This is a genomic window from Vibrio nitrifigilis (assembly GCF_015686695.1).
In the GTDB taxonomy this organism is placed as follows: Bacteria; Pseudomonadota; Gammaproteobacteria; order Enterobacterales; family Vibrionaceae; genus Vibrio; species Vibrio nitrifigilis.
Genome location: NZ_JADPMR010000001.1, coordinates 2,943,548 through 2,955,661, shown reverse-complemented (window position 1 = coordinate 2,955,661; position 12,114 = coordinate 2,943,548). Strand labels below are relative to the sequence as shown.

Sequence of the window (12,114 nt, the reverse complement as noted above, 5' to 3'; positions counted from 1 at the left end):
TTTCTAAGAGAAAAGAAAGGAATCTTTCTAGTGATGAGAGAAATATGCTATCTCGCTACAATGAGATACAGTGCCAAATGAGCCATATCATCAGCCATTAGGCATGATAAAAATCTGATTCAATCAACGAATTAATACCTAGTACAACGCTTCATTGTCGTCTTCGCCTAACGCATATTGAATTTGATCGAAACTAAAACCGCGATATTGTAAAAAGCGCACCTGCTTTGCGTATTCCTTTTGATCAGCTGCTGGCTTTCCTTTAAATTTTTTATACGCAGTTTCTTTCGCCAACTCAAACCAATCAGGCCCTTCTTCTTCTAATGCTACTTCTATTGTTAAGTCTGCCACTCGTTTTAAGTTTAACTCTTGCTGAATACGTCTTTTACCATGTCCTTTGAATACATGTTGGCGAACTTGGCTTTTAGCAAAACGCAGATCATCTAGATAGCCATACTCTTGGCAAAGTGCGATTGCTTGCAAAATATCAGCCTCTTCATACCCTTTCTGAGCCAATTTCTGCTGCAACTCAAACACGCCATGATCGCGCCGACTCAATAATTGGATTGCAGATTCTTTAGCAGTAAGCGTTGGCTTTTTTTTAGAATACATAACACTCTCTCAATGGCTACAAAATAGACTGGATGAAATGAGATCAGCTAATAATAACAAAGCCCCGCAATTGCAGGGCTTTGTTACATTAATATCAATGAGTATGCTCAAAAATACTATTTTTCTTCTTGCTCTGGAACAGCACCAAATTCAGGCTCTTCTGCTGGCTTAGTCGGATTCAAAAGCATGTCACGTAACATACTATCGATCGTTGCTGATATTTCTGGATTTTCACGCAGATATTTGCAAGAGTTCGCTTTACCTTGACCAATCTTGTCACCGTTGTAGCTATACCAAGCACCCGCTTTTTCAATAAGCTTGTTCTTCACACCAAGGTCGATTAATTCACCTTCACGGTTAAACCCTTGACCATACATGATCTGTGTATGCGCTTCTCTAAATGGTGCTGCAATCTTGTTTTTAACAACTTTGATGCGAGTTTCGTTACCGACTACTTCATCACCTTCTTTGATCGCACCAGTACGACGGATATCTAGACGAACAGAAGCGTAGAATTTAAGTGCGTTACCACCCGTGGTTGTTTCTGGGTTACCAAACATCACACCAATCTTCATACGGATTTGGTTGATGAAGATACACATACAGTTAGACGCTTTTAGGTTACCAGTCAGCTTACGCATCGCTTGAGAAAGCATACGTGCTTGAAGACCCATATGGCTATCACCCATCTCACCTTCGATTTCCGCTTTAGGTGTTAGTGCAGCTACAGAGTCGACAACCATCACATCGACAGCACCAGAACGAGCTAGAGCATCACAGATTTCTAGAGCTTGCTCACCTGTATCTGGTTGAGATACCAACAATTCATCGATGTTAACACCAAGTTTGCCCGCATAAATTGGATCAAGAGCGTGTTCAGCATCGATAAAAGCACAGGTTTTACCCGCACGTTGCGCAGCAGCAATCAATTCAAGAGTCAGTGTTGTTTTACCTGAAGATTCTGGACCGTAGATTTCTACGATACGTCCCATAGGTAAACCACCTGCGCCTAAGGCAATATCTAGAGAAAGAGAGCCTGTAGAGATAGTTTCTACATCCATTGCGCGGTTATCACCCAAACGCATAATGGAACCTTTACCGAATTGTTTCTCAATCTGACCTAATGCTGCGGCCAGAGCCTTCTGTTTATTTTCGTCCATTACTTTCTCCAGACTGTCACTCTTTTTGGTGATCAATGAATGCGTCAAAATCGGTTCGACAATAAATGTCTTGATGGATTTCATTATACTGTTGATTCATACAGTGTCCACCCCTGTATAACAATTTTTTGCCTCTCACTCGACAGATATCACTTTTTCACTCAGATAAGTATTCACTAATTGTTTGTAATGCATAAAAAATTGCTTGTTGACGCACACTAGCGCGATCACCTGTAAAATGCTCAGTAGCCACTTTTTGCCACCCTTTTTTATCAGCCCAAGCAAAACAAACTGTGCCGACTGGCTTAATTTCGGAGCCACCACCAGGTCCAGCAATACCACTAATCGCAACACCTATAGAGCCATGAGAAGAGCGTAATGCCCCTTGCACCATTTCAATAACAACGGGCTCAGACACGGCTCCAAATTGAGCTAACGTATCCGCTTTAACCCCAATCATCTCCTGCTTAGCATCATTGGTATAAGTGACAAAAGCTCGGTCAAACCACTGTGAACTGCCCGCAATATCCGTGATAGCTGCTGCGACACCGCCACCAGTACAAGATTCTGCGGTGACTAAAACCTGATTGGCATTTAATAGTTGCTGTCCGAGATGTTCACTCAATTTCTGTTGTGATTGCATAATCAAAAAACCTTTTTCATCTTTTCGCATGGTGGTGATTCACGTATCCTAAGCCGCAACGTCCTTAAACAAAAGAAGTAACCCGTGACTGCAGAGAAAAAACATACTCCCATGATGCAGCAATATCTGAAGCTTAAAGCAGAAAACCCAGATATTTTGCTTTTTTACCGTATGGGAGATTTTTACGAATTATTCTATGATGACGCTAAACGAGCGTCTCAGTTGCTTGATATTTCACTAACGAAACGTGGCGCTTCAGCCGGTGAACCCATTCCAATGGCCGGCGTTCCATTTCATGCAGTAGAAAACTACCTAGCTAAATTGGTTCATTTGGGTGAATCTGTCGCTATCTGTGAGCAAATCGGTGACCCAGCAACAAGTAAAGGTCCGGTCGAACGAAAAGTCGTTCGCATTGTCACCCCCGGAACAGTGACAGATGAAGCTCTTTTATCAGAAAGAGTCGATAACCTAATTGCCGCCATCTATTTCCAAGATGGTAAATTTGGCTATTCCACATTAGATCTTACTTCAGGGCGTTTCCAGTTAAGTGAACCTGAATCTGAAGAAGCAATGGCTGCAGAACTGCAACGTACAGCGCCTCGTGAATTACTTTTCCCTGAAGATTTTACTCCAGTACATTTAATGGAGCATCGCCAAGGAAATAGACGCCGTCCTGTCTGGGAATTTGAAATTGACACAGCTAAGCAACAGCTAAATCAGCAATTTGGAACTAAAGATTTGGTTGGCTTCGGGGTCGAAAATGCCACCAGAGGCCTCTGTGCTGCAGGCTGTTTGATTCAATACGTCAAAGATACGCAAAGAACCACACTACCTCATATTCGTTCATTGACTCTTGATAGGCAGGATCAGTCCGTCATTTTAGACGCCGCCACTCGACGTAATTTAGAGCTGACGCAAAATCTTTCAGGTGGCACCGATAATACCCTTGCAGAAGTACTCGACCACTGTGCAACCCCGATGGGAAGCCGTATGCTCAAACGCTGGATTCACCAGCCAATGCGTAATATGGATGCGTTAAATCAGCGTCTCGATTCCATCGGTGAATTAAAAAGCACAGGGATTTTTGCAGATGTTCAACCTGTATTAAAACAAATTGGTGATATTGAACGTATTCTGGCTCGTCTAGCGCTACGCTCAGCTCGCCCACGTGATCTTGCTCGCCTACGTAACGCTCTAGAGCAGTTACCAGAATTAGCAGGAATTGTGACAGATTTAACCCATCCTTACTTACAGAAATTGGCGCAGTACGCCAGCCCAATGGATGAGTTACATGAACTACTTCAAGCTGCGATTATCGACAATCCTCCAGTCGTCATTCGAGATGGCGGAGTCATCGCCCCTGAATACAATCAAGAACTTGATGAATGGCGCGATTTAGCGAATGGCGCGACCGAGTATTTAGCAAAACTAGAAGCGGAAGAACGTGATCGCCATGGAATTGATAGCCTCAAAGTTGGTTACAACAATGTTCACGGTTTCTATATTCAAGTTAGCCGTGGTCAAAGCCACTTAGTACCACCAAATTATATTCGTCGCCAAACATTGAAAAATGCTGAACGTTATATTATTCCTGAGCTTAAAGAGCATGAAGATAAAGTTCTAAACTCAAAATCCAAAGCACTTGCGTTAGAAAAACAGCTTTGGGAAGGACTATTTGATCTGCTATTGCCTCACTTAGAGCGTCTGCAAAATCTTGCATCATCTCTCGCTCAAATAGATATATTGCAGAACTTGGCTGAACGTGCAGAAACGCTAGATTATTGCCGTCCTCAATTAACCACACAAACAGGATTACATATCAAAGCTGGGCGTCACCCTGTGGTTGAACAGGTGATGGACGATCCATTCATTGCCAACCCGATCGATCTCGATCTAAAGCGTCAAATGTTGATCATTACTGGTCCAAACATGGGTGGTAAATCGACTTACATGCGACAAACCGCATTAATCGCATTGATGGCTCATATTGGTTCTTACGTGCCTGCCGAGTCTGCCACTATTGGAGAACTTGATCGGATCTTCACTCGTATTGGAGCTTCGGATGATCTTGCTTCTGGGCGCTCAACCTTTATGGTCGAAATGACTGAAACCGCGAATATCTTACATAATGCGACGACGCAAAGTTTGGTACTAATGGATGAAATAGGACGTGGTACAAGTACTTATGATGGTTTATCGCTCGCTTGGGCAAGTGCTGAATGGTTAGCAAAGAAAATTGGCGCGCTAACGCTGTTTGCCACTCACTATTTTGAGTTAACCGAATTACCTAAACAACTTCCTAATTTGGTCAATGTTCATTTAGATGCCGTTGAGCATGGTGATGACATCGCCTTTATGCACTCTGTTCATGAAGGCGCCGCGAGCAAATCTTATGGGCTTGCCGTTGCAGGGTTAGCCGGAGTTCCCAAAAGTGTCATTCAAAACGCTCGCCAAAAACTGAATCAATTAGAGCAACTTGGTCATGAGAAAAAGTCACTCACGGCAACTGCTGTTGATGTCGCTAATCAGCTCAGCTTAATACCTGAGCCTAGTGAAGTGGAACAGCGTTTAGCTGAAGTAGACCCAAATGAACTCACTCCTCGCCAAGCATTAGATCTGATCTATCATCTGAAAAAGCTTGTTTAAGATAAAAATACACCATATAAAAAGGCACTCTTTGGAGTGCCTTTTGAATAAACAACTGTCTAATTTTTTCGGTAATGATTAGTTATCGTTTTCAACATTAAATAGCGATTCCATACTCAAACCTTGTTTCAGAAGAATCTCTCTAAGGCGGCGTAGTCCTTCAACCTGAATTTGACGAACACGTTCGCGAGTTAGATTAATTTCTCGACCTACTTCTTCCAATGTGGATGGCTCATATCCAAGTAAACCAAAACGGCGAGCTAATACTTCTTTCTGTTTTGGATTCAACTCGTCCAACCAATCGATCAATGATGTACGAATGTCATCATCTTGAGTTGATACTTCTGGATCCGAATTGTGACCATCAGGAATAATATCCAGTAACGCTTTATCGCCATCACCACCAATCGGTGTATCAACAGAGCTGATACGCTCATTCAGGCGAAGCATTTTACTCACGTCATCAACAGGTTTGTCTAGCTCTTGAGCGATTTCTTCTGCTGTTGGCTCGTGATCCAAACGTTGAGACAATTCACGTGCAGTACGAAGATAGATATTGAGCTCTTTTACCACGTGAATAGGTAAACGGATAGTACGGGTTTGATTCATTAGAGCACGTTCAATCGTTTGACGAATCCACCAAGTAGCGTAAGTTGAAAAGCGGAAACCACGTTCCGGGTCGAATTTTTCTACTGCGCGGATCAATCCAAGGTTACCCTCTTCAATTAAATCAAGAAGAGCTAACCCACGATTACTATAACGGCGAGAAATTTTAACAACTAAACGAAGGTTACTTTCGATCATACGTTTTCTAGCAGCTTCACAACCGCGTAGAGCACGACGAGCATAAAGAACTTCTTCTTCTGCAGTTAAAAGTGGTGAAAAGCCGATTTCACTTAAATACATTTGGGTTGCATCTAAACTCTTAGATGTCACCTCAAAATCGTCACGTGAATCTTCGGTAGTGGTCGAACTATCGTCTTCAACTTCGATGGAATCGATTACATCATGATCGAATTCGAATTCTTCGACTTTTGTGGCTGTATTGCTGATACTCATAGCGCCTCCCCATGGCGAGTTAAGCAAGACATTACAACATTCAATGTCGCGACATGACTCTATCTATAAAGTATGTTTACGGTAAGTAACGTTTTGGATTGACGGACTTACCTTGATAACGAATTTCAAAATGCAGGCGGACACTAGCTGCCCCCGAACTTCCCATTGTCGCGATCTTCTGACCGCCCCTAACATTTTGTCCTTCCTTGACTAGCAACCGATCGTTGTGGGCATATGCACTGATATAATCATCATTGTGCTTTATTATAATTAAGTTACCGTAGCCTCGTAGTGCGTTCCCTGAGTACACTACCACTCCTGCTGCAGTGGAGAGAATGGATTGACCTCGCTGCCCAGCAATATCTATCCCTCTGTTCCCCTGGTTACCAGCAGAAAAACTCTTAATGACCCGGCCTTTGGTTGGCCAAACCCATTTCGATATTTTCCGATTACTTAAATTAGCTTTATTTATATTAGTGTTAACATTATGTTTACTCTGTTTTCCAACATACTCTTTTGCTTTGCCTTGATCAATCCCCTTATTCGTGGTTTTTCCACCCACTTTAGAGGTATTTTTCAAACTATTAGACGAAGAAGGCACCTTTGCTACATGGGGATATACTGTGCTAGATGCAGCAGCAGTACTTGCAACATTAGATGCTACCTTGGTATTGGAATGTCGAGAGCCATAAGATGGAGGGGTATATACTGGTCGCCAAAGCTTGAGCTTATCACCAGGATGTATCACATAAGGCGGACTGAGATTATTGTAACTAATTATGTCTTTTACATCTTTGTCTGTGACATAAGATATGAAATATAATGTATCACCGGGTTTTACTTGATAGTAACTACCACGGTAGCTCCCACGCTTAATCGAACTGTAATCTTTACCTAGTCCCGAGACAGGCGCAGGCATATGTGGGGCACATCCAAGTAAAAAACTGGATACACACCCCATCATGAGCCATTGTCTTAATCGGGACATCTTCATTACGCTAGATCACCTGCGACAAGGGGAACAAAGCGTACATCTTCAATGGAATGATAGATAAACTCATCCCCTTGACGAACAATTTTATACAACTTCTGTTGATCTTCACCAACTGGAATAACCAAACGCCCACCTTCTGCTAGTTGGTCTAATAAAGCTTGTGGTACCTGATTTGCCGCAGCCGTGACGATAATGGCATCGAAAGGGCCTTTACTCACCCATCCTTGCCAACCATCACCATGCTTGGTTGAAACATTATAGATATCAAGTTGCTTCAAACGACGTTTGGCAGCCCATTGCAACGATTTAATCCGTTCAATGGAGAAAACGTGTTCTACCAAATTGGCCAATACTGCCGTTTGATAACCTGACCCTGTACCTACTTCTAGGACCTTACTTTGTGGAGTTAATTCCAACATTTGTGTCATTTTAGCCACGATATAAGGCTGAGATATAGTCTGCCCTTGTCCTATTGGCAATGCATTATTGTCATAGGCTTGATGCATCATAGCTTGAGAAACGAAAGACTCGCGCGGCAATGCATAAATAGCAGCGAGCACACGTTGATCTGTAATGCCTTGTTCGGCTAAAAACTGAATCAATTTTTCAGCTTTTGGATTAGCCATCCACCTTTCCCTTTAACCATTGGTTCATACTACCGAGCGCATCATGTGCAGTGAGGTCTACTTGCAGTGGCGTCACCGACACAAAACCTCGGTCAATTGCGTAAAAATCAGTACCTTCACCCGCATCTTGTCTTTCGCCGGGAGGCCCAAGCCAGTATATATCATGGCCACGAGGATCTTTTTGACGAATCATACTTTCTGCATGATGACGTGCACCAAGTCGCGTCACTTGAAACCCTTGCAATCCCGACATCGATACATCTGGAATATTCACATTTAACAATCGGTTAGTTGGTACAGCCTGAGAAAGGTGTTGCTCAACTAGCTGACGCGCAATATGGCCGGCCGTTGAAAAATGATGTGTTCCAACCAATGAAAACGCGATGGACTGAACCCCAAGAAAGTGACCTTCCATTGCCGCAGCAACCGTGCCTGAATAAAGCACGTCATCACCTAAATTTGCACCGTGATTGATACCAGTTAATACCAAATCTGGCATATCATCTTTTAGTAACTCATTTAATGCAAAATGAACACAGTCAGTTGGGGTACCTTGTACTGAGTAACGATTAGGTGCAACTTGATTAACACGCAGAGGCTGTTCTAGTGTCAATGAGTTGGACGCCCCAGAGCGATTTCGATCAGGGGCAACGACAACAATATCTGCAATATCCTGTAATAATTGCTCTAGGACATGAATACCTTCAGCGTAAACACCGTCGTCATTACTCAGAAGGATTTTCATTCTTTTATCAGTCATAGTGGCGTTCTACCGGAATTTCCTCAATCAACTCACGAACAATCGATGTGGCGAAGCTGCCAGAATCTAAAGTGAAGTTCAACGTTATCATATCGTTATCGACACTCCAGACCAAATCTTTTGCTTTTAATGAAATAACACGGCGATCATGTCTCATACGATTACCACAAATTAACGCCATCAAATCCTTTTCATTATCGAGACATGGTTGCTCAATCGCGAGGGCTTGATCTTGAGTAGGTAACGCGTTGTCACCAGCTAGAGCAGCACTAATTTGTACTTGCTCTGCATTTAGCTCAGCTTGAAGAGACACAAGATTATTTTGGTCAACTAATGTTGCCTCTTTGCCATGCAACGCAATATCACCACTGATAAATTGATTAAACACCCCCTGTTCAATGCGCTGAGAAACGATGTGATTAAATATCCAAGAACGCGCCGTAGACAAATACATACTGCGTTTATTTTGATTTCGAGTTCGTACGTTTTCGCGCCCCCAGCGGCGAGCTTCATGAAGGTTATTACCTTCCTTGCCAAAACGCTGAGCACCAAAATAATTTGGTACTCCCTGCTCTTTAACCACTTCTAGGCGTTGTATCACATCATCAATATCTGTGGTTTCGGATAAAGTCACCACAAAGTGGTTTTCTTTCAGCTCTCCAGGACGAAGTTTCTTGTTATGACGTGTCATTTCAAGAATTTCGATCGTAGGATGCTCGACCTCAAATTGCGCAAGGTTTGGTAAACCACCATCAGGCAAATGCACGCTTAACCACTGTTCGGTGACTGCATGGCGATCTTTTAAGCCAGCCCAACTGACATCTTTCGATTTAACCCCACAAGCTTTTGCCAACTCATTCGCAACATAAGTGGTATTTTCACCCGTTTTACGGATTCGAACCATCAGGTGTTCCCCTTTACCTAAAAGAGGATAGCCAAGATTTTCAATCACTCGAAAATGTTCAGGTTGAGCTTTTAATTTTGCTTTAGCCGTTGGCTTACCACATAGATAAGCAAACGGCGCTAAAATATCTGTCATTCTTTTGTTCGCTATTGATTACGAGCGGGTTAGTAACACGACGGCTTCGCATGCAATGCCTTCTTTACGTCCTGTAAATCCTAGACGTTCCGTCGTTGTTGCTTTTACATTGATGTTGTGTAAATCAGTATTGAGGTCGAGAGCAATAGCTTGACACATAGCCTCTATGTGCGGAGCCATTTTAGGCGCTTGCGCCATAATCGTAATGTCTGCATTACCTAAGGTATAACCTTGCTCTTGTACACGGCGATAGACATCTTTGAGTAATTCACGGCTATCAGCCCCTTTCCATTTGTCATCTGTATCCGGAAAATGACGTCCAATATCACCAGCAGCAATAGCACCAAGTAATGCATCACATAGCGCATGTAAAGCAACATCCCCATCAGAATGTGCAATCAAACCTTGTTCGTAAGGAACGGCAACACCACCAATAATGACAGGGCCTTCACCACCAAATTTATGGACATCAAATCCATGGCCAATTCTAATCATTTCATTTCCTCATCTCGTCGTAGGTAGAACTCGGCTAACGCGAGATCTTCTGGTTGAGTTATTTTTATATTATCCGCTCGTCCTGCGACCAGTGCTGGGTTATGACCTAACCATTCAAAAGCCGAAGCTTCATCGGTAATTGTCACACTTTGTTGTATTGCGGTACTTAAAGCGTGCTTTAGCGGCTCAGCACGAAACATTTGCGGGGTTAAAGCATGCCATAAAGCCACACGTTCAACCGTATGATCGATATCCTGTTCATCATTAGCACGTTTCATTGTGTCACGTACCGGTGAAGCTAAAATAGCGCCCACCTTGTGCTGAGTTGCGGTATCAATAAGTTTCGATACATCATCTAATCTAAAGCAAGGCCTCGCGGCGTCATGTACTAATACCCACTCACTGTGGCTATTTTGGCATACATAATTTAATGCAGAAAGAACTGAGCCCGCTCGCTCAGTACCACCACTGACTCGAACGATTTGATCATGATTGGCTAAAGCAAGTGTAGAGTAATAAGGATCATCGTCGCTGATAGCAATAACAACTTGATTAATAAGAGGATGAGATAATAATTTTGTGACCGTATGCTCAAGTACGGTCTGCCCTAACAAGGTTAAATACTGCTTAGGGCGATCCGCTTTCATTCGACTGCCTACACCAGCAGCAGGAACAATAGCGGTAATAGATTCATTCATTAATCTTTATCCTCACCAATAATCCGGTAGAACGTTTCACCCTCTTTCACCATACCTAATTCATGACGCGCGCGCTCTTCAATCGCATCCGAACCTTTTCTTAGATCATCAATTTCAGCAAACATTTCTTGGTTGCGCTGATGCAAATTAGCATTGATTTGCTCTTGGGCTGATATTTCACTAGAGACCGTTTTATAATCAGAAATACCATTTTTGCCAAACCACAATGTATATTGCAGACAGCCAAGCAGTAAGACTAAGGTCAGGGCAAATGCACGCATAACTCAACACTCATTACTTAGTTTAATGCCGTAAAGAAGCGGCATTAATAGATTAACACTGGGGGAAACGGCCTTCTTATAGCATATGCTCGCTCGATAGGCGAGCTAAGGCCGTTGTCACATCATATATTTACTCAATATCCTGACACACTTAAAAATAACCAAGACTTATCGCTAAACAAATATCTTGAAGCTACTTCGTAGTAAAGCCTAACCATTAAATCACAAAAGGTGTCATGCCAATGCGAGAAATTAGCGCGTGCCTTACATTAGACATAAAAAAGGCCCATTTACAGGGCCTATACGCATCATGGTATCAGTACATTAGATTATGCATAAATCCAATACAATAGCGCCGCACCAAACACAATTCGGTAGATACCGAACGCATTGAAGGTGAAACGATTAAGGAATGCGAGGAATAACTTCATCACAATCCATGCAGAAATATAAGCCACCACAAAACCAACAATAAGGGTTGTCGCTTGGCTACCTGCAAAATCTTTATAGTGTTCCACTAAATCTAGACCACTTGCTGCTAACATCACAGGTAGAGCAAGCAAGAACGAAAATTCAGCGCTCGCCGTACGACTCACCCCAGCCAGTAGAGCCCCAACAATGGTTGAACCAGCTCGGCTAGTACCTGGAATCAATGCAAATACCTGCGCAATACCAATCGCTATCGCTTGATTGTATGAAATATCATCCAGTGTGTGTGTCGTCGGTTGACGGTTCTTCATATACCATTCAACGATCAGGAAGATAATACCGCCAATGATGAACATCACAGGTACGACTTCAATCGTAAATAAAGACTTCACGATGTCTTTACATAAGAAGCCAATTGCGGCGATCGGTAAGAAGGCAATAAAAACTTTGACCCACAATGACACATATTTAGGATGAAAACGTTCTTTATAGTTCGTTAACACCGCCAAAATAGCGGACAATTGAATGATAACTTCGAAGGCTTTGTTACTGTCAGTTTGCGGCAAACCTAGCCACTCACTCGCAATAATTAAGTGCCCTGTTGACGAAATAGGCAAAAACTCGGTAACGCCTTCAATAAGGCCTAGAATTGCGCTTTGAATTATATCCATG

Annotated in this window: 13 protein-coding genes; 1 reads left to right on the top strand and 12 read right to left on the bottom strand. The window is 42.7% G+C overall.

What is annotated here, in order from left to right:
* Positions 1-138 precede the first annotated feature (138 nt).
* The 3 genes from recX to pncC form a co-directional block, all read right to left on the bottom strand.
* Entirely contained in the window at positions 139-612 is a 474-nt protein-coding gene (gene recX / locus I1A42_RS13220) for a recombination regulator RecX (RefSeq protein ID WP_161153916.1), read from the bottom strand.
* Positions 613-728: 116 nt separating this feature from the next.
* Positions 729-1,772: a recombinase RecA gene (recA, locus tag I1A42_RS13215; RefSeq protein WP_161153917.1), complete on the bottom strand. Its 1,044-nt coding sequence runs from the start codon at positions 1,770-1,772 to the stop codon at positions 729-731.
* 157 nt (positions 1,773-1,929) lie between these two features.
* Positions 1,930-2,415: a nicotinamide-nucleotide amidase gene (gene pncC / locus I1A42_RS13210; RefSeq protein ID WP_161153918.1), complete on the bottom strand. Its 486-nt coding sequence runs from the start codon at positions 2,413-2,415 to the stop codon at positions 1,930-1,932.
* An 84-nt stretch (positions 2,416-2,499) separates the two neighbouring features.
* Between pncC and mutS the strand changes: the two genes are divergently transcribed.
* Positions 2,500-5,061, top strand: coding sequence for a DNA mismatch repair protein MutS (gene mutS / locus I1A42_RS13205; protein ID WP_161153919.1), 2,562 nt, complete (start codon positions 2,500-2,502; stop codon positions 5,059-5,061).
* 78 nt (positions 5,062-5,139) lie between these two features.
* On the opposite strand, the gene rpoS is transcribed toward mutS, so the two are convergent.
* The 9 genes from rpoS to I1A42_RS13160 all read right to left on the bottom strand — a co-directional run bounded on the left by rpoS (position 5,140) and on the right by I1A42_RS13160 (position 12,113).
* The gene (rpoS, locus tag I1A42_RS13200; protein ID WP_196123712.1) at positions 5,140-6,120 is read right to left on the bottom strand and encodes an RNA polymerase sigma factor RpoS; all 981 of its coding nucleotides are present in this window, start codon (positions 6,118-6,120) and stop codon (positions 5,140-5,142) included.
* A 76-nt stretch (positions 6,121-6,196) separates the two neighbouring features.
* On the bottom strand, positions 6,197-7,114 hold the full coding sequence (locus tag I1A42_RS13195; protein WP_196123711.1) for a peptidoglycan DD-metalloendopeptidase family protein: 918 nt from the start codon (positions 7,112-7,114) through the stop codon (positions 6,197-6,199).
* On the bottom strand, positions 7,114-7,740 hold the full coding sequence (locus I1A42_RS13190) for a protein-L-isoaspartate(D-aspartate) O-methyltransferase (RefSeq protein WP_161153922.1): 627 nt from the start codon (positions 7,738-7,740) through the stop codon (positions 7,114-7,116). The genes I1A42_RS13195 and I1A42_RS13190 overlap by 1 nt, the downstream gene beginning before the upstream one ends.
* On the bottom strand, positions 7,733-8,485 hold the full coding sequence (gene surE / locus I1A42_RS13185; protein ID WP_196123844.1) for a 5'/3'-nucleotidase SurE: 753 nt from the start codon (positions 8,483-8,485) through the stop codon (positions 7,733-7,735). Before surE ends, I1A42_RS13190 begins: the two co-directional genes overlap by 8 nt.
* A 7-nt stretch (positions 8,486-8,492) precedes the next feature.
* Positions 8,493-9,539, bottom strand: coding sequence for a tRNA pseudouridine(13) synthase TruD (gene truD / locus I1A42_RS13180; RefSeq protein WP_161153923.1), 1,047 nt, complete (start codon positions 9,537-9,539; stop codon positions 8,493-8,495).
* An 18-nt stretch (positions 9,540-9,557) separates the two neighbouring features.
* Positions 9,558-10,034, bottom strand: coding sequence for a 2-C-methyl-D-erythritol 2,4-cyclodiphosphate synthase (gene ispF / locus I1A42_RS13175; RefSeq protein ID WP_161153924.1), 477 nt, complete (start codon positions 10,032-10,034; stop codon positions 9,558-9,560).
* Positions 10,031-10,732 carry a 2-C-methyl-D-erythritol 4-phosphate cytidylyltransferase gene (gene ispD, locus I1A42_RS13170; RefSeq protein ID WP_196123710.1) on the bottom strand — a complete coding sequence of 234 codons (702 nt, stop codon included), beginning with the start codon at positions 10,730-10,732 and terminating at the stop codon, positions 10,031-10,033. The genes ispF and ispD overlap by 4 nt, the downstream gene beginning before the upstream one ends.
* Entirely contained in the window at positions 10,732-11,013 is a 282-nt protein-coding gene (ftsB, locus tag I1A42_RS13165) for a cell division protein FtsB (protein ID WP_161153926.1), read from the bottom strand. Before ftsB ends, ispD begins: the two co-directional genes overlap by 1 nt.
* A 329-nt stretch (positions 11,014-11,342) precedes the next feature.
* Positions 11,343-12,113, bottom strand: a complete 771-nt coding sequence (locus I1A42_RS13160) for an undecaprenyl-diphosphate phosphatase (protein WP_161153927.1) — start codon at positions 12,111-12,113, stop codon at positions 11,343-11,345.
* Position 12,114 lies beyond the last annotated feature (1 nt).